A 15,487-nucleotide genomic window follows, 5' to 3' on the forward strand; every position below is an offset into this window, starting at 1 on the left:
CAGCATCCTGGTCCCGTGGGCGATCCCGACCGTGGTGTCGGCGCTGCTGTGGAAGTGGATCTTCCAGGCCGTGCGGCGACGGAGGTTGATCAGTGGTGGGTGTCGGTTCTTACTCGTGCACTGCGATCACGCGCACCCAATCGGCGCAACCGGTCTCACACCACACGTGGTCGCCCGCGTGCGCGATCCGATCCCGCTGCGTGTGCCCACAGGCAAGATCGACGCGCCGCAACGCGTGCCCCTGCTGCACCGGAGCACCGGTCCTGCCGCCGGGAATCTTGCGTCGCTTGTTCCTGAGGTCGGCCATGGCCGGTCCTCCTCTCCTCTGGTTGGTTGCTGAAGTGCAGGAGGCAGGATTCGAACCTGCTCAGCCCGAACGGGCGACGGGGTTACAGCCCGCCCCACCTCTCCCACGGTGGCGCTCCTGCTTTGACGGCCTGCCGCGTCCCCTGACACGCGGCAGGCCGTCGTACTAACCCTTGACGCAGATCACCTGCTTGAGATGGGCAACGACCTCGACCAGGTCCGACTGCGCCGCGATCACCGACTCGATGTCCTTGTACGCCGCCGGCAGCTCGTCGAGCACCCCCGCGTCCTTGCGGGACTCGACCCCGGCCGTCTGCGCGATCAGGTCGTCGACCGTGTAACGCCGCTTCGCCTCGTTGCGGCTCATCCGCCGGCCTGCCCCGTGCGAGGCCGAGTAGAACGAACGCTCCGAGCCCAGCCCGCGGACGACGTACGAGCCCGTCCCCATCGACCCCGGGATCAGCCCGAGGTCACCGAGCCCCGCACGGATCGCGCCCTTGCGGGTGACCAGCAGCTCGACGTCGTCGATGGTCTCCTCGGCCACGTAGTTGTGGTGGCACGAGATCGGCTTCTCGAACGTGATCTCGTGCGGGAACGAGTCCCGGACGGCCTGCATGACCAGGGCGAGCATCACCGCGCGGTTGCGCGACGCGTACTCCTGCGCCCAGGTCAGGTCGCGCCGGTACGCGTCCATCTGCGGGGTACCGGACAGGAACACGGCCAGGTCGCGGTCCGGCAGGTCGGCGTTGTGCGGCAGCTCGCGCGCGATCCGCATGTGCCGCTCGGCGAGCTCCTTGCCGATGTTGCGCGACCCCGAGTGCAGCATCAGCCAGACCCGGTCCTCGTCGTCGAGGCACACCTCGATGAAGTGGTTGCCGCCACCAAGCGAACCCATCTGCTGCTGCGCCTTCTTCTCCCGGTCCTGCACCCCGTCGTGCAGGCTAGAGAACGCACCCCAGAAGGTGTTCCAGCCCCGATCGAGCCCGAGCTTGCGGACACTCACCGGGTACTCGTGCGCCCGGAAACCAACCGGTACGGCGGCCTCGATCCGGCTGCGGATCCGACTCAGGTCATCCGGCAGGTCGGCGGCAGTGAGCGACGTCAGCACGCCCTCCATCCCGCAGCCGATGTCGACCCCGACCGCAGCCGGCGAGACGGCCTGCTTCATCGCGATCACCGAACCCACGGTGGCCCCCTTGCCTAGGTGCACGTCCGGCATCACCCGAACGCCGTGCACCCACGGCAGCGCGGCGATGTTCCGCAGCTGCTGCAGCGCCTGCGCCCCGACCTCGTGCTCCTGGGCCCACATCAGGGTGGAGCTCTTCGCCCCACTCAGCGGGACCGGGTACTGAACGTTCATCTCCCCACTCCTTGTCTTGTTGGCGGCGGAAGCAGGTCTCGAACCTGCACGCCCTCGAAGGGCCGACCGTTTTCGAAACGGCTGCCGATAGGCCGAAACTCGGCTTATTCCGCCACGGCGGTGGATCCACTGAAACTGTCGGTTGCTGTCTGTATCCATGACGCATGAGCGCTCGTCTGCCTGCTCCGGAGACTCGGACCTGTCGCCTCTGTGGCGACGACTTCGTCACTCACTGGTCGCGCCGGATGTGCCTGTCGTGCCGTGCTGACTCCCTCGGCTACGCCAGGTGCTCCGACTGCGGAGTTCGCATCTGGCGGACCTCGGTGCGGTGTCCGACCTGTGCGAACGGCGGTCCGCAGCCGTCCCTGCGCGAGATGTCTGCGTCGGCGTTGGCCTGGACCGCCGGACTCGTCGAAGGTGAAGGCACCTTCACGAACACGAAGTCCTCGTCCGTACTGCGGGTTGTGATGACCGATCTCGATGTCCTGGAGAGACTAGAACGGGTGACGGGTGTCGGTCGCATCCGCTCGATCGCCAGCCGACAACCTCACCACAAGCAGGCGTACTCGTGGACGGTCCAGCGCCGTCAGCACCTCGAACCGTTGGCGATGCAGCTGTGGCCCTTGATGGGTGAGCGACGTCGGCGCCAGATGGCGTCCCGCAAGACGCTTGATCAGCTTGCCTGGCCTGAGATCTCGGTCCCTCCTGTCGAGTTGGTCGGCCCGGCAGCGGCCTGGGTGGCCGGCGTGCTCGAGGGCGAAGGATGTTTCAGGCTCACCCGGCGATACGGCGGCCGGATCAACCTGGAGTCAACAGACGCGGATGTCGTCGAGCGAGTCCGCTCCCTGACCGGAGGCGACCTCTACCATCAGCCTGCGCGCAGGGAGAGCTGGAAGCCGACAACGGTCCTGGCGATCCGCGGCCGCCAGAATCTTCGTCGAGTGCTGCAACCGGTGCTGCCCTGGCTGATGCATCGTCGAGCCACGGCCGCGTGGGCGATCTACGAGTGGGCCAACTGCACCGGGTGGCCTGGTGACCGTGGAGATCCCGGAAGTCGAACCCGGTGAAGCAACCATGCGAGAACCGCCCCTGGCCGACGCGATCCCCTGGACGGCACCCGGTCGAGTGACCGTACGCCGTACAGCTGCCAGGGCAGGGCTCGAACCTGCGGGGCCCCGGGTCAGAACCGGGGGTGGGACGCCGTCGCCCACCTGGCACCGCTCCGACCGGGGCGCCAGGCTTCAGGAAGCTGCTGGGCTCAGGTCAGAGGGCTATCTCCGCGCGGGAGGGGATCCAGGGCTGCCACAGCAGTGGCATCCCGGCCTCCTCGGGGGTGCGGCACCCCTTCTTCTCGTTGCACGCCGCGTGGGCGGCGACGGCGTTCAGCCACTCGCCGCGGCCGCCGCGTGAGCGGGGGACCACGTGGTCCATGGTGGTCGCGCCGGTCTTGCCGCAGTACGCGCAGGTGTACTTGTCGCGCTTCAGTACGCCGGCGCGGGTGTACTGCAAGCGGCCGGTCGCGTAGCGCCACTTGGTGACGACGTACCGGACCAGGCGGAGCACGCGAGGCCTGGGGAACGGACCGATACCGGCGCCGTCGTGCGCTTCCTCGACGACCGCGACCTCCCGGACGAGCATCCGGATGGCGTGCTGGATCGACACGACGTGGAGCTGCTCGTACGAAGCGTTGAGCACGATGACACCGCTCATGGTGGTTCCTCCTTCCTCCAGTGTGCCCGAACGGTGGTTGCCGGGTCGGGTGAATCGGTGCGGCTCCAGGGACTCGAACCCCGAACCTTCTGGTCCTGAACCAGACGCCTCTACCAATTGGGCCAGAGCCGCGTGGGTGGTGCTTGCCGTGCTGGGGTGTCCGGCGGGGCTCGAACCCGCTTTCTCCGGGGCCACGTCCCGGTGCATCGCCCGCTTCTGCTTCGGACACAGCACGCCCGGCAGGACTCGAACCTGCAACCCCCTGCTTCGTAGACAGGTGCTCTCTCCGGTTGAGCCACGGGCGTCTGTGGCGCCCGCTCGGCCGGTAGCAGAGCTTCCCGCGGGCGCCTGGTCGAGCTGGAGAGATTCGAACTCCCGATTCCCTCATCCCAAATGAGGTGGCCTGGCCGCTGGCCCACAGCTCGTATTGTTTTGTGCATATGAAATTGTCAAGAATGCAGGCTTCCGCCCGTGGGTGGAAAAATGAAGGCAAAGAAAAAGCCGCCCGGGTCGGGTACTCCCGACGGGCGGCCGCTGACGTGATCGCAGGATCAGTCGGGCGGGCCGCCGTACGCCGGGCTCAGCGCTGCGCCGAGCTCATAGCGGTGGGACGACGAGGTCAGGGGTCGCCGGCAGAACAACGGGTTGTCCACCCATTGAATCTTCCGCATCGTCCCGGTCACCGTCGTACTCCCTGGCTGTCGTTGGTCGTTGTTGTCCGTGCGGGCACAATCTTCACCCACACCCGCGGTGCGCGTCAATTGTATTTGTTGTATTTCTGGGAACTGTCGGAGCCGTGTGCTTGAGTGGACCGATGACTGTTCTCGTTCTCGGATCCACCGGCTCGACCGGCCGCCGCGTCACCGACCAGCTCCGCGCCCGCGACGTCGCCGTTCGCGCGGTCTCCCGCTCCGGCCCCGACGTCTTCGACTGGGAGCGCCCCGACACCTGGACCCCCGCCCTCGACGGCGTCCGCGCCGTCTACGTGATGGCCCCGGACGGCGTACCGGTCGACCCGGCCTTCCTCGCCCAGGCCGCGGAGGCCGGCGTACAGCGCCTCGTCCTGCTCTCGACCATGCACCCCGAGGAGATCGGCGACACCCGCCTCCAAGCCGCCGAAGCCGCCGTCCGGGCCTCCGGCATCAACTGGACCGTCGTCCGAGCCCACTGGTTCAACCAGAACTTCGACGAGGGCTTCTTCCTCCCCGCCATCCAGGCCGGCCACCTGGCCCTCCCGCTCGCCGACCAGCGCCAGGCCTTCGTCGACGCCACCGACATCGCCGCGGTCGCCGTGGAAGCCCTCCTCAACGACCACCACGCCCAGACCTACGAGGTCACCGGCCCCCAAGCCCTCACCTTCGCCGAAGCCTGCGAAATCATCTCCACCGTCACCCACCGTGACATCACCTTCGACGGCACCCCCGAGGGCTACCTCGCCACCCCCGGCGCCACCGAGGACACCCTCAACTTCTTCCTCAACCAGCTCCAGCTCGGCGACTCCGTCCCCACCACCACCGTCGAACACCTCACCGGCCGCCCCGCCACCCCCTTCCGCACCTACGCCGAGCAAGCCGCCCCCGCCTGGACCTGACCCACCCCGGATCCGATTCGGCTTCCCCCCACCCTTCCCGCTACACTCTTCCCTGGCCCCACGGGGCCAAGCCGCCTTAGCTCAGTCGGCAGAGCGTCTCACTCGTAATGAGAAGGTCGTCGGTTCGATTCCGACAGGCGGCTCCACCCAGAACCCCCAGGTCATGGACCTCGGGGGTTCCGTCGTTCCGGGGGTGGTGGTATGACGGCGGGATGGAATCGGCCCCCTTTCCGTCTGCTGCTGCTGAGCCGCTGTACCGGGCGGCGGTGGCGGGTGGGCGGTCGAGTGTGGAGGGGCTGGCTGAGCGGGTCGGGATGGATCTGGCCGTGGTCGCTCGGGAGGTGGAGGTCCTGGTCGGGATCGGGGTGCTCGAGATCCGGGACGGGGTGGTGGAGGCGGCGGCGCCGCGGATTCCGTTGGAGCAGGTGGCGGCTGAGCATGCGCGGGCCGCTGATGCCACTCGGCAGATCGCGTCGGTGTTCGGGGACATCTGGAACGAGGCCGGGGATCGGCTGAACTTCGTCGAGGTGATCACGGACGAGGCGCGGTGCCGGACCGTCGAGCTGAAGTTGATGGACGACGCGACGTCGACCGTCGACGGGTTGTGCGTCGGGCCGGTGTCGCCGCGGAAGGCTCAGACGGGGATGGAGATCCCGCGGCCGACGACGGCGCCGGGGTTTCTCGCGGCGATGGATCGTGGGGTGCGGGCGCGCGGGCTGTACGGCGTGTCGATTCTCGAGGACGCCGAGGGGCTCGCCGCGGTTCACCAGTGCATCGCGGCCGGTGAGCAGGCGCGGGTGTTCGCTCAGGTGCCGCTCAATCTGATGCTGTTCGACGGCCGGCGGGGGCTGTTCTCGGTGCCGGGGCAGCGGGGCGCTCGGCGGGCGCTGATCATCGTTCACGAGTCCGGGCTGCTCGACCGGTTGATCGGGCTGTTCGACGTGTTCTGGCAGATGGGTGTGCCGCTGTCGGCGGAGTCGCAGGTTGTCGACACGTTGCACGGCGGGCCCGATGCGGAGGAGCAGCAGTTGCTGTCCTATCTTGCGGCCGGGCTCACCGACGAGGCGATCGCGCGGGATCTGGGCGTGAGCGCTCGTACGGTCGGACGGCGGATCGCCCGGCTCGAAGAGGTGTTGGGGGCTCACAGCCGCTTCCAGTTGGCCGTGCAGGCCAGCCGGCGGAACTGGATCTGAGCCGACAGCACCCCCCGAGCGCGAAGCGCGCTCGAAGGGTGCCGCAGGCAACTCAGGCGGACCGGCGTACGGTCACTCCGCCACGGACGCCTTGAACGCGCCGGAGCCGGAGTCGGCCTTCACCACCAGGCGGTAGGTGCCCGCCTGGTTGTTGTAGGTGAACGACTCGTCCGGGTTCGGGCTGGTGCCCTGGGCAACAGTCGTCCAGTAGAAGCCGTACAGCTGCTGCTGCAGGTAGACGTCGAAGTCGGCGCCGTTCGGTCCGTCCAGGCAGACCTTGAGCTGGCCCGCGTCGCTGTCGCTGAACGCGGCGAACGTCTTGCTGCCGCCCGCGGTCAGGGTGCCGTTGTAGCTCAGCGTGCCGGTGCAGGTTCCGCCGCCGCCACCGGTGGAGACGACCCACGAGAACGTCACGCTCGCGGTCTTGCCCGCGGCATCGATGACCTTCGCCGTCACCGACGACGTCGCTGCGGCAGTCGGCGTACCGGAGATCAGGCCCGTCGAACCGTTGACCGACAACCCGGCCGGAAGCCCCGTCACCGTCCACGAGTACGGCGTACTGCCGCCCGTCGCCGCAAGCTGCAGCGTGTCAGCGGTCCCGACCGTGCTCGTCTGCGCACCCGGGTTGGTGACCGCCGGGGCGCCCGGCTCCGGGTTGCCCGTGCCGCAGGTCTCGGTCGTCGCCGCGACCGCGATGGCCGTGAACGCCTTCTCGACCGCCTGGCACTCCGCCGATCCCTGGCCGTACAGGTCCTTGGCGGACTTGATCGCGCCGGTGCGGGCGTTCGAGTACTTGCTCGACGACGTCAGGTACGTCGCCAGCGTGCGGTACCAGATCTTCTCGGCCTTCGCGTGGCTGATCCCGGTCACCGCCGCGGCGCCCGAGCAGGTCGGGGAGTTGTAGCTCTTCCCGTTGATCGTCTTGGCGCCGGAACCTTCCGACAGCATGTAGTACCAGTGGTTCAGCGGGCCCGACGAGTAGTGCGGGTCCAGGTTGCCCAGCGTCGAGGACCAGCAGTCCTTCGACACGCCGTCCTTGCTCGGCTTGTCCATGTAGCGCAGCGGCGTGCCGTTGCCGTTGATGTCGATCTCTTCGCCGATGAAGTAGTCCGGTACGTCGTTGGCGTTGTTCACGTGGAACTCGACCGCGGTCCCGAAGATGTCGGAGGTCGCCTCGTTGAGCCCGCCGGCCTCACCCGAGTAGACGAGACTCGCGGTGTTCTCGGTGACCCCGTGGCTCATCTCGTGCGCGGCGACGTCCAGCTCGGTCAGCGGGGCGGCATTGCCCGCGCCGTCGCCGTACGACATCTGGGTGCCGTCCCAGAACGCGTTCACCATCGCGTTGGCGAAGTGGACCCGCGACCGGGCGCCGCGGCCGTCGTTCCAGATGCCGTTCCGGCCGAGCTGGGTCTTGTAGTAGTCGAAGGTCTTCTGCGCGCCGTACAGGGCGTCGACCGCGGCCGAGGCCCGGTCGGAGTTCGTCCCGGTGCCCCACTTGTCGTCGGCGTCGGTGAAGATGTCGCCGTCGGGGCCCTCACCCGTGTTGGGGTTGCCCTGGTTGTGCACGTCGGTGGCCGTGTTGCCGGTCGCGTCGCGCATCTCGAAACCGCCGCCGGACTTGGCGGTCGTCTCGATGCTGACGTTGCCGGAGAAGAGACCGTTGCCGGTCCCGGTCTTGATCTCGTCGTCGGTCATCAGGACGGCACCGGTGCCGGCGTCGACGTACGTGTGCAGCCGGGTCGGGACCTGGTTGGCGCGGGTGCCGGTCGTCAGTACGTCGTACGCCAGCTTCGGGCCCTGATCGGTGACCAGGACAACCAGTTCGTTGCCTGCGGCCCGCTCGTCCTTGGTCGCCTGCGCGGTGGCGAGACCCTTGGCCCGGGCCGACTCCTTGGAGACCTTCGGAGTCAGCGACGCGGGGGCGATGCTCTTGCGGCCACGGTTGTAGGTGACCTGCTCGACCGAGCCCTTCGCGTCCTTGTGGGTGACCAGGTCCCCGCCGATCACGCGCAGACCGTCGAGCGTCCGCTCGTAGCGCACGTGCGTGCCGCCGTCGGCGTCCTCGATCACCGACTTGACGATCAGCTTCTCGCCCGCCGTCAGGCCGAGCGCCGAGGCGCTCGCCGGGGCGTGCGCCTGCTCGCCGGCAGCGGCCGACGACGACTCGTGGGCGACGGCGTCGGAGGGTCCCTGCTGGGTCTCGCCGGCGAAGGCGGGCGACACCACCAGCCCGGCGGCGAGAAGACCGCCGGTGGCGGTCAGCCTGATGACTCGATTCACAACTGCTCCTTCGGGCGGGGCCGGCGACCGACAGACCTGATGGGTGGGGTCGGCGATCGCTGACCTGATCTGCGCCGGGCCGCGAGCCAGGATCTTCGGCAGCGGCGGGCGCTTGGGTGGTACGAGTTTGGGCACGCCGGTGACCGCCGGAAAGCGTTCGGCGTGACCGAGATCGGCAGCGCCGATTTACGACATGACTCCGGGGCTCAGGTCTCGTTCCCGGGAGTCCGTCAGGGTTTGAGGACGTACGGCTTCAGGGCCGCGGTGAACTGGGCGTCGGCGGCCGGGATCAGTTCGGCGTCGGGTGACGACGACGCGGAGTGGTAGACGATGCCCGGGCACAGCTTCTCGTCGAACGGCGCGCTGGCCAGCTCGAAGGAACCGAGGACCTTGGCGGTACGGGCTTCGCGGACCTCGTACCGGAAGCGGGCCGACTGGACGGTGAGGGCGACCGTGGAGCCGTGGCCGGTGTAGTTGCCGCAGGGGGTGCTCGTCGTCGGGTCGCGGGAGAGCTCGTACTCGCAGACGTACAGCTGGGGCAGCGTTGCCGGCGTGGGTTTCGGGCCGTTCGCCCAGGGGTCTTTCGCCCAGCCTTCGGGAAGCTTGTAGTCGGTCAGCTTGTCGCCCGGTCCGGGAACGTACACCGAATGGGGCGCGGCTCCCGCGTACTCGGGTGCCTTCTTGTCGAGCGGATGGACCATGTCCGAACCGTCGAACGGGAGCGGCGAGTCGGGCAGGTCCTTGGCGCAGTAGCCGGCCAGCTGACCGTTCTCGTAGCGCACGACCAGGATGGCGATCCCGAGCCCGGCGACGGCCACGACGCCGAAGAGCGTCAGGAACACCAGCGCCGTGGCGACTCGCAGCTTCACGTCGGCCTCCCCAGTTGGATCGGGGTCGAGCGTACGGCGTACGAGGACCGGCCGCGCTCGGGTGGCACGTTGCTGTCAGTGCTAGCTGGCTTGGGTGAGGTTGGTTTCGTGAATGCCGGCCTGCCAGTCGTGGGCGAGGAGACGCGGGTCGTCGGCCGGGCCCTCGGTGAGGGTGTGTAGGTAGGCGCGGTCGGCGGCGAGGCGGGCGGGGATCTCGTCGGCGCGCGCGATCATGCCGTGGCCGGGGATCAGGGTGGTGGCCTGTTCGGCGGCCTTGGTGAGGGCGTCGAGGGCTGCGTGGTACGCCGGGAGCTGGTTCGGGCTGCGCGGGTCCAGCATCGGGACGAGGATGTCGGAGAGCATGTCGCCGACGATCAGGACGCCCTGTGCGGGGAGGAGAACGGCGGCGTGGCCGGGGGCGTGGGCCTGGTGCTCGATCAGCTCGCCGGGGACGGGGTGGTCGGTGGGGAGCGGGGTGACCAGGGCGACCAGGTCGACGGGGATGTCGGGGGCGGTTTCGACGGCGGCGGCCTGGTTCTCGGCTCGGGTTTCGGCGGCCGTGGTGGCGCAGGTCGCGGTCGCGTAGCGCGGGGCGTTGCCGAGCCGAGGGTGCCAGAGCATGTGGTCGAAGTGCGGGTGGGTGGAGAAACCGGCGACGACGGGGAGGCCGAGAGCCTCGATCTCGTCGGCGAGGGTGTCGAGCTCGGCGCCGGTGATGCCGGGGTCGACGAGGACCAGGCCGTCACCGGTGCGGATCACCGTGGTGTTGCTCCAGACCCACTCGCTCTGGCGGACCCAGACTCCGTCGGCTACTTCGGTCAGCATGATGGGCTCCTTCAGCCGAGGGCTACCAAGACTACGGCGGCACCGCAGGTCGCGAGGCCGATGCGTTGGGTGGGGTGGATGCGTTCCTTCAGGACCAGTACGGCGAGCAGCACCGTGAACGCGGGGTAGAGCGAGGTCAGCACGGCGGTGACGCCGAGGTCGGCGAGCTGCGCGGCGGTCAGGTACGAACAGGTGCCGATGGCACCGATCGCGCCGGCGCCGATGCCCCAGCTGGTCCGGCGGATGCTCGCGCGCCAGGGCTGTTTGAGGGCGATCGCCATCGCGACGATGACGACCGCGCCGAGGAGTTGGCTGGCGACGAGCGGGAGGACGCCCGCGGAGGACGGGATCTGCGCGAGGCCGACGAAGAGGACGCCGAAGCCGAGGCCGGCGATACCGCCGTCGATGATCGCGGACCGGCGGTTGGTCGCGCGCGGTTGGCCGGCGTACGGGGTGGCCTCGCGGGAGACCAGCCAGATGCCCGGGAGGGCGACCAGTACGCCGAGCCAGACGATCGACGTGGGGCGTTCGCCGAGGGCGACTCCGACGAGAACCGGGAGGATCGCCGCGCCGACCGCGGAGACCGGGGCGGCGGTGCCCATGTTGCCGGAGGCGAGGCCGCGGTAGAGGAACGCCGTACCGAACGCGCCGCCGAGGCCGGCGAGGGCTGCCCACAGGAAGTCGCGGGCCGACGGGGAGCCGGAGAGCACGAGGCTGAAGACGAGGATCGTCGCGGCCCCGGCGAGCTGCCCGGCGAAGGCGATCGCCCAGGCCGACGCCCGCTTGGCGCCGAACCCGCCGACGAAGTCGGAAGCGCCGTACCCGACGGCGGCGACGAGCGCGAGCACGATACCGATGGTCATCGGGGCCTCCTGAGGTCGTTGGCTGGTGTCTTCATCCTCGGGGAGAACCGGCCGGGGTTGAAGGACCGATTGGACAGCCAGGGAGTGGACCAGTTGAAGTAGGCAGATGAAGGTGCCGGTGGTGACCGAGGTCAGCGAGTACGCCGGGCAGGCGGTGCTGAAGGTGTCGTGCACACAGCTCGGTACGGCGTACTCGGCGGCCCAGGCCCGCCGTGTGGTCGCGGAGTGGGTCGACTTCTTCCAGGCCGGCCCGAGCGAGATCCGGGAGCTCGAGTTCGTCTCGCGGACCCCGAAGCGGCTCTTCGCGGCGCTGGCGGGACAGACGCAGCTGCGGCGGCTGGTGGTCAAGTGGGGCGACTACGAAGACCTGTCGGTGCTCGGCGGGTTCGCGGAGCTGCTGGAGTTGGAGTTGCGCGGCGCGAGCGCCGTCACGAGTGTCGAGGGGCTCGGCGCGCTGGCCGGCCTGGAGAGGCTGGCGCTCGAGGGGTTCCGGCGGGTCGGCGACATCGAGGCGCTGGGGCGACTGGAACGGCTGACCGACCTCGAGCTGGGCGGGGACTGGAAGGCGCCGCGGACAGCGCACGTCGGGTCGATCGGGTTTCTGCGGGAGCTCGGCCGGCTCGAGGACGTGCTGTTGCACACGATCGCCGTGGACGACCTCGACTACACACCGCTGACGGAGCTGCCGAGCCTGAGATCCGTGCGGGTGATGAAGGTCCGCGGGATGAATCCGCCGTACGAGACGCTGAAGCGAGCCTTGCCCTGGTCGGGTTGAGCGGACAAGTCTCAGAGTGCGATGTGCAGGTGCGCGGTGACCGTCGTGCCTTCTTCGATCGACTCGGCCTTGCGGATCGCGTCCTTCACCGGGAGGAGGTACTTGCCGTCCTTCGGGAACAGGGCGGTGGTCCACTCGGTGTCGCCGATGCGGGCGGTGACGGGGATCATGCCCCAGCCGTAGCTGACCGTCGTGGACGTGGCTTCGATGTCGGTGGACTCGTCCTCGGGGACGGCGACGAAGTGGAAGGGGGACGGGCCGCGCCAGTAGAAGATCTCGCCGGTGAAGGTGACGTCCATGGCGGCAGGATACGGAATCAGCTGGGGTCGAGCTCGGCGGCGAGGGTCGTGGTGAGGGTGCGGAAGAGCTGGGCCAGCGGGGAGAGGGTCTGGTGGGCGGGCCAGGCCAGCCAGATCTCTCGCGGGGACAGCGGGACGGGGTGGGTGGTGAGGTCCGGGTCGTCAGCGGCGAGGTCGAGGGACAGCTGCGGCATGACGGCGATGCCGAGGCCGGCGCGGACCATCGCGGTGACGCCCTGGTTGTCGGCGGTGCGGAAGACGATCAGGGAGTGACGCCGGCCTCGGCGTAGATCCGTTCGACGCGGGCCTGGTCGCAGATCGGTGGCTGGGCGACCATCGGTACGCCGTCGAGGGCGGCCAGCGGCAACGGGCCGGTAGGGAAGGTGTTGCGGCGGGCAACGACGGCGTACGGGTCGGAGAGGATCCGCACCTGCTCGACGTCGTCGGGGATCGGGCCGTCGAAGAAGAGCAGGTCGAGGTCGCCGATCCGGGGGCGGTCGGTTTCGTCCTCGGACAGGCGGATGTCGGCGGCCGGGTGGGTCTCGCGCAGGCGGCTGATCACCGTCGGGAGCAGGCGGTTGGTGACGCTCTGGAAGGTCCCGACGTCGACCCGCCCGTCGCCGGCCTTGAACCGTTCGACCGCGTCGACGGTCGCCGCGGCCCGGCTGATCAGGTCGCGAGCATGCGCCAGTACGACGTCGCCGAGCGGCGTCAGCCGGACCGGCTTCGGCCCGCCGGGCCGGTCGAACAGCGCGCCCCCGACCGCCTTCTCCAGCGCCGCGATCTGTTGGCTGACCGCCGACTGGGTGTAGCCGAGGCGGGTCGCGGCGCGACCGAAGGTGCCCTCGAGCGCGACGGCCTCGAGGGTCCGCAGGTGGCGCAGATCCAGCACTCCACCAAACTATCAGCGGAACTGATCGGCATGATCGGAATTCATCGCTTTTCGTACTGCTATGACGGCCCTTAGCGTCGAAGCCATGAAGAGAGCACTGTGGTTCCCGTTGTTCGACGAGTTGGCCGACCCGCTGGTGGTCGCGCGGATCGCGGCCGAGGCCGAGGAGGCCGGCTGGGACGGCCTGTACGTGTGGGACCACCTGCGCTGGCGTGAGCCGGTCCGGGCGGTCGCGGATCCGTGGATCACGATGGCGGCGATCGCCACCGCGACCGAGCGGCTCCGGTTCGGGCCGATGGTCAGTGCGATCACCCGGCGCCGCCCGGTCAAGCTGGCGCGGGAGACCGCGACGCTCGACCTGCTGAGCGGCGGACGGTTCACGCTCGGCGTCGGGCTGGGCAGCGACCGGTTCGCGGGCGAGTTCTCGCGGACCGGTGAGGAGTGCGACGACAAGATCCGTGGGCAGATGCTCGACGAGTCGCTGGCGATCCTCGACGCCGCCTGGTCGGGCGAGGTCGTCGAGCACCACGGTGAGCACTACAGTCGACGCGATCCAGTTCCTGCCGACGCCGGTCCGCCGGATCCCGGTCTGGGCCGCGGGCTTCCCGGGCAGCAAGCGCCCGCTCCGCCGGGCCGCGCGGCTCGACGGGTTCTTCCCGGTCAACCTGACGTCGGCCGACGAGTTCGCCGAGGCGGTCGCGCAGGTCGATGCCCTGCGCAACCAGGAGAAGCCGTACGACTACGCGGCCGAGCTCGAACCAGGCCAGGACGGTACGCCGTACGAGCGCGCGGGAGCGACCTGGTTGCTCCGCTCGTTCGACCCGGCCTCGGTCACGGTCGACCAGGTGCGCGGTGTGCTGCGGGAAGGGCCGAGCTGATGTTTGTCCAGAGCAACGGTGTGAACCTCTGCGTCGAGACCTTCGGGGCATCGACGGATCCGGCGGTGCTGCTCGTGCACGGCGCGTGCGCGTCGATGCTGGGGTGGGAGCGCGAGCTGTGCGAGCTGATCGCCGCGCGCGGGCGCTTCGTCATCCGGTACGACCAGCGCGACACCGGGCTGTCGACCTACTACCCGCCGGGCGAGCCGGCGTACAAGCTGTCGGATCTCGCGGGTGACGCGGTGGGGATTCTCGATGCCCTGGGCATCGATCGGGCGCAGGTCGTCGGCCGGTCGATGAGCGGCGCGATCGCGCTGATCCTGGGCGTGGACCATCCGGATCGTGTCTCGGGGTTGACGTTCGTGGCAACGACGACGGGCGACGACGAGCTGCCGCCGATGGAGCCGGCGTTCACCGACCGGGCGTCGTACGACGATCCGGTGGACGAGGTGGTCGCGGTGCTGCGGGCGTACGCCGGTGGGCGGCTCGAGGACGAGGCGGAGACCCGCGCACTGGTCGTGGAGGACTTCGCGCGGGCCCTGAGCCCGGCGTCGGCGGCGAACCACTTCCTGATCGAGTTCGACGGGCCGCGGAACGGCGGGTTCGGCGAGATCGCGGTGCCGACCGTGGTGGTGCACGGGGATCGCGATCCGGTCTTCCCGCTCGCGCACGGCGAGGCGCTGCGCGACGCCGTACCGGGGGCTCGGCTGGTGGTGCTGCCCGACACCGGGCACGAGGTGCCGCGGCGGGTGTGGCCGGAGTTCGTGGCTGCGGTTACCGGCTGAAGAAGTCGGTGACGGCGGCGCGGAAGGCGACGGCGTCGTCGAGCCAGGGGAAGTGGCCCGAGGCGGGCTGGACGGTGAGCGTCGCGTGCGGGAAGAGCTCGGCGTACGCCGAGGCGACGGCCGGAGGGGTGCCCACGTCGGTCTGGCCGGAGAGGACGAGGACCGGGTTGGCGAACGCCGCGAGAGCCTGGCGGGTCTCGTCGGGAGTCAGCGCCGAGGCGTAGATCGCGGCGGCCTCCGCGTTCTGCTGGGCGGGGGTCGCTGCGTCGAGAGCCTGCGCGGCGGCGTCCCAGCGGCCGTGCGAGAACGGGCGGATCCGCTGCCAGAGCTCGTCGGTGAAGGTCCCGCCGGTGATCTGCTCCAGCGCGGCGTAGGCCTCGGCGAACCAGGGTTCATCAGCGCGCTGGCGAGCGGTTGCGAGGCGCTGCTCGGCGGTGATCGTCAGGCCGACGGCGAACGCGCTCGGCGAGATCGCGGCGTACCGGCGGACGCGGCCGGGGTGCTCGGTGAGGTAGAGCGCGGCGAGATTGGTGCCGGCGGAATGCGCGAGCAGGTCGAGCTGGTCGAGGCCGAGATGCTCGCGGAGGGCCTCGACGTCGGCGACCTGACGCTGACATTCGTACGACATGGTGTCGGCCGGGACCGCGGAGTCGCCGGTGCCGCGCAGGTCGAGCATGACCAGCTGCCGCGGGAGCCCGCCGAGATCACCGAGATAGACCGACGCCTGCATCGGCCCGCCGGGCAGGCAGACGACGGGGTCGCCGTCGCCGATCAGGTGGTAGGCGAGCTCGGTTCCGTCGTACGAGGTGAAGGTGGGCATGCGGGCGACCTTGGCAGGGGGCGGCCGGTGCGGCAACTGGG

At 69.6% G+C, this 15,487-nt stretch carries 15 protein-coding genes, 7 tRNA genes and 2 pseudogenes; 9 read left to right on the forward strand and 15 right to left on the reverse strand.

Features of this window, described 5'->3' with window-relative positions:
* On the forward strand, positions 1-340 hold a 340-nt coding region (locus AB0M01_RS20310), incomplete at its 5' end, for a hypothetical protein (RefSeq protein ID WP_363671615.1).
* A gap of 2 nt (positions 341-342) precedes the next feature.
* On the opposite strand, the gene AB0M01_RS20315 is transcribed toward AB0M01_RS20310, so the two are convergent.
* The 3 genes from AB0M01_RS20315 to AB0M01_RS20325 all read right to left on the reverse strand — a co-directional run bounded on the left by AB0M01_RS20315 (position 343) and on the right by AB0M01_RS20325 (position 1,780).
* Positions 343-428: transfer RNA gene (locus AB0M01_RS20315), tRNA-Tyr, on the reverse strand.
* Positions 429-472: 44 nt separating this feature from the next.
* Entirely contained in the window at positions 473-1,615 is a 1,143-nt protein-coding gene (locus AB0M01_RS20320) for an RtcB family protein (RefSeq protein WP_363672526.1), read from the reverse strand.
* Positions 1,616-1,686: 71 nt separating this feature from the next.
* Positions 1,687-1,780: transfer RNA gene (locus AB0M01_RS20325), tRNA-Ser, on the reverse strand.
* Positions 1,781-2,040: 260 nt separating this feature from the next.
* Here AB0M01_RS20325 and AB0M01_RS20330 point away from each other — a divergent pair.
* Positions 2,041-2,733: an LAGLIDADG family homing endonuclease gene (locus AB0M01_RS20330; RefSeq protein WP_363671622.1), complete on the forward strand. Its 693-nt coding sequence runs from the start codon at positions 2,041-2,043 to the stop codon at positions 2,731-2,733.
* Positions 2,734-2,929: 196 nt separating this feature from the next.
* Here the strand turns inward: AB0M01_RS20330 and AB0M01_RS20335 are convergent, their stop codons facing one another.
* The 5 genes from AB0M01_RS20335 to AB0M01_RS20355 form a co-directional block, all read right to left on the reverse strand.
* The gene (locus AB0M01_RS20335) at positions 2,930-3,376 is read right to left on the reverse strand and encodes an HNH endonuclease (protein ID WP_363671624.1); all 447 of its coding nucleotides are present in this window, start codon (positions 3,374-3,376) and stop codon (positions 2,930-2,932) included.
* Positions 3,377-3,434: 58 nt separating this feature from the next.
* A tRNA-Leu gene (locus tag AB0M01_RS20340) sits at positions 3,435-3,508 on the reverse strand.
* A gap of 20 nt (positions 3,509-3,528) precedes the next feature.
* Positions 3,529-3,605: transfer RNA gene (locus AB0M01_RS20345), tRNA-His, on the reverse strand.
* Between the two features lie 2 nt (positions 3,606-3,607).
* Positions 3,608-3,681 (reverse strand) — tRNA-Arg (locus AB0M01_RS20350).
* Positions 3,682-3,725: 44 nt separating this feature from the next.
* Positions 3,726-3,801 (reverse strand) — tRNA-Pro (locus tag AB0M01_RS20355).
* Positions 3,802-4,190: 389 nt separating this feature from the next.
* Between AB0M01_RS20355 and AB0M01_RS20360 the strand changes: the two genes are divergently transcribed.
* The 3 genes from AB0M01_RS20360 to AB0M01_RS20370 all read left to right on the forward strand — a co-directional run bounded on the left by AB0M01_RS20360 (position 4,191) and on the right by AB0M01_RS20370 (position 6,160).
* A complete protein-coding gene (locus AB0M01_RS20360; RefSeq protein ID WP_363671626.1) occupies positions 4,191-4,967 on the forward strand; it encodes an NAD(P)H-binding protein in 777 nt (258 codons plus the stop codon).
* A 70-nt stretch (positions 4,968-5,037) separates the two neighbouring features.
* A tRNA-Thr gene (locus AB0M01_RS20365) sits at positions 5,038-5,113 on the forward strand.
* Positions 5,114-5,179: 66 nt separating this feature from the next.
* The gene (locus AB0M01_RS20370; protein WP_363671628.1) at positions 5,180-6,160 is read left to right on the forward strand and encodes a helix-turn-helix transcriptional regulator; all 981 of its coding nucleotides are present in this window, start codon (positions 5,180-5,182) and stop codon (positions 6,158-6,160) included.
* 72 nt (positions 6,161-6,232) lie between these two features.
* On the opposite strand, the gene AB0M01_RS20375 is transcribed toward AB0M01_RS20370, so the two are convergent.
* The 4 genes from AB0M01_RS20375 to AB0M01_RS20390 all read right to left on the reverse strand — a co-directional run bounded on the left by AB0M01_RS20375 (position 6,233) and on the right by AB0M01_RS20390 (position 10,997).
* Positions 6,233-8,440 (reverse strand): M4 family metallopeptidase, encoded by a 2,208-nt coding sequence (locus AB0M01_RS20375; RefSeq protein WP_363671630.1) that lies wholly within the window; start codon positions 8,438-8,440, stop codon positions 6,233-6,235.
* Between the two features lie 230 nt (positions 8,441-8,670).
* Positions 8,671-9,309, reverse strand: a complete 639-nt coding sequence (locus tag AB0M01_RS20380) for a hypothetical protein (protein ID WP_363671632.1) — start codon at positions 9,307-9,309, stop codon at positions 8,671-8,673.
* Between the two features lie 81 nt (positions 9,310-9,390).
* A complete protein-coding gene (locus tag AB0M01_RS20385; protein ID WP_363671634.1) occupies positions 9,391-10,134 on the reverse strand; it encodes an MBL fold metallo-hydrolase in 744 nt (247 codons plus the stop codon).
* Positions 10,135-10,145: 11 nt separating this feature from the next.
* Positions 10,146-10,997, reverse strand: a complete 852-nt coding sequence (locus AB0M01_RS20390; protein WP_363671636.1) for an EamA family transporter — start codon at positions 10,995-10,997, stop codon at positions 10,146-10,148.
* Between the two features lie 106 nt (positions 10,998-11,103).
* Here AB0M01_RS20390 and AB0M01_RS20395 point away from each other — a divergent pair, with 106 nt between their 5' ends.
* On the forward strand, positions 11,104-11,772 hold the full coding sequence (locus tag AB0M01_RS20395; RefSeq protein ID WP_363671638.1) for a hypothetical protein: 669 nt from the start codon (positions 11,104-11,106) through the stop codon (positions 11,770-11,772).
* An 11-nt stretch (positions 11,773-11,783) separates the two neighbouring features.
* On the opposite strand, the gene AB0M01_RS20400 is transcribed toward AB0M01_RS20395, so the two are convergent.
* Entirely contained in the window at positions 11,784-12,071 is a 288-nt protein-coding gene (locus AB0M01_RS20400) for a DUF1905 domain-containing protein (RefSeq protein WP_363671640.1), read from the reverse strand.
* 17 nt (positions 12,072-12,088) lie between these two features.
* Positions 12,089-12,963, reverse strand: a pseudogene (locus AB0M01_RS20405) (LysR family transcriptional regulator).
* An 85-nt stretch (positions 12,964-13,048) separates the two neighbouring features.
* Between AB0M01_RS20405 and AB0M01_RS20410 the strand changes: the two are divergent.
* The 3 genes and pseudogenes from AB0M01_RS20410 to AB0M01_RS20420 all read left to right on the forward strand — a co-directional run.
* Positions 13,049-13,459: pseudogene (locus tag AB0M01_RS20410) on the forward strand (LLM class flavin-dependent oxidoreductase); the annotation flags it as partial.
* A 34-nt stretch (positions 13,460-13,493) separates the two neighbouring features.
* Positions 13,494-13,841 (forward strand): hypothetical protein, encoded by a 348-nt coding sequence (locus AB0M01_RS20415; RefSeq protein ID WP_363672558.1) that lies wholly within the window; start codon positions 13,494-13,496, stop codon positions 13,839-13,841.
* A complete protein-coding gene (locus tag AB0M01_RS20420) occupies positions 13,841-14,626 on the forward strand; it encodes an alpha/beta hydrolase (RefSeq protein ID WP_363672528.1) in 786 nt (261 codons plus the stop codon). The genes AB0M01_RS20415 and AB0M01_RS20420 overlap by 1 nt, the downstream gene beginning before the upstream one ends.
* On the opposite strand, the gene AB0M01_RS20425 is transcribed toward AB0M01_RS20420, so the two are convergent.
* Positions 14,616-15,446, reverse strand: a complete 831-nt coding sequence (locus AB0M01_RS20425) for an alpha/beta hydrolase (protein WP_363671642.1) — start codon at positions 15,444-15,446, stop codon at positions 14,616-14,618. The genes AB0M01_RS20420 and AB0M01_RS20425 overlap by 11 nt on opposite strands.
* Positions 15,447-15,487 lie beyond the last annotated feature (41 nt).

The sequence above is a fragment of the Kribbella sp. NPDC051770 genome (assembly GCF_040681455.1).
GTDB lineage: Bacteria > Actinomycetota > Actinomycetes > Propionibacteriales > Kribbellaceae > Kribbella.

Coding starts and splice junctions, on each gene's coding strand:
- AB0M01_RS20320 (WP_363672526.1), bottom strand. CDS start 1,615: ATGTGGGCCCAGGAGCACGAGGTCGGGGCGCAGGCGCTGCAGCAGCTG.
- AB0M01_RS20330 (WP_363671622.1), top strand. CDS start 2,041: ATGTCTGCGTCGGCGTTGGCCTGGACCGCCGGACTCGTCGAAGGTGAA.
- AB0M01_RS20335 (WP_363671624.1), bottom strand. CDS start 3,376: ATGAGCGGTGTCATCGTGCTCAACGCTTCGTACGAGCAGCTCCACGTC.
- AB0M01_RS20360 (WP_363671626.1), top strand. CDS start 4,191: ATGACTGTTCTCGTTCTCGGATCCACCGGCTCGACCGGCCGCCGCGTC.
- AB0M01_RS20370 (WP_363671628.1), top strand. CDS start 5,180: ATGGAATCGGCCCCCTTTCCGTCTGCTGCTGCTGAGCCGCTGTACCGG.
- AB0M01_RS20385 (WP_363671634.1), bottom strand. CDS start 10,134: ATGCTGACCGAAGTAGCCGACGGAGTCTGGGTCCGCCAGAGCGAGTGG.
- AB0M01_RS20390 (WP_363671636.1), bottom strand. CDS start 10,997: ATGACCATCGGTATCGTGCTCGCGCTCGTCGCCGCCGTCGGGTACGGC.
- AB0M01_RS20395 (WP_363671638.1), top strand. CDS start 11,104: ATGAAGGTGCCGGTGGTGACCGAGGTCAGCGAGTACGCCGGGCAGGCG.
- AB0M01_RS20400 (WP_363671640.1), bottom strand. CDS start 12,071: ATGGACGTCACCTTCACCGGCGAGATCTTCTACTGGCGCGGCCCGTCC.
- AB0M01_RS20420 (WP_363672528.1), top strand. CDS start 13,841: ATGTTTGTCCAGAGCAACGGTGTGAACCTCTGCGTCGAGACCTTCGGG.
- AB0M01_RS20425 (WP_363671642.1), bottom strand. CDS start 15,446: ATGCCCACCTTCACCTCGTACGACGGAACCGAGCTCGCCTACCACCTG.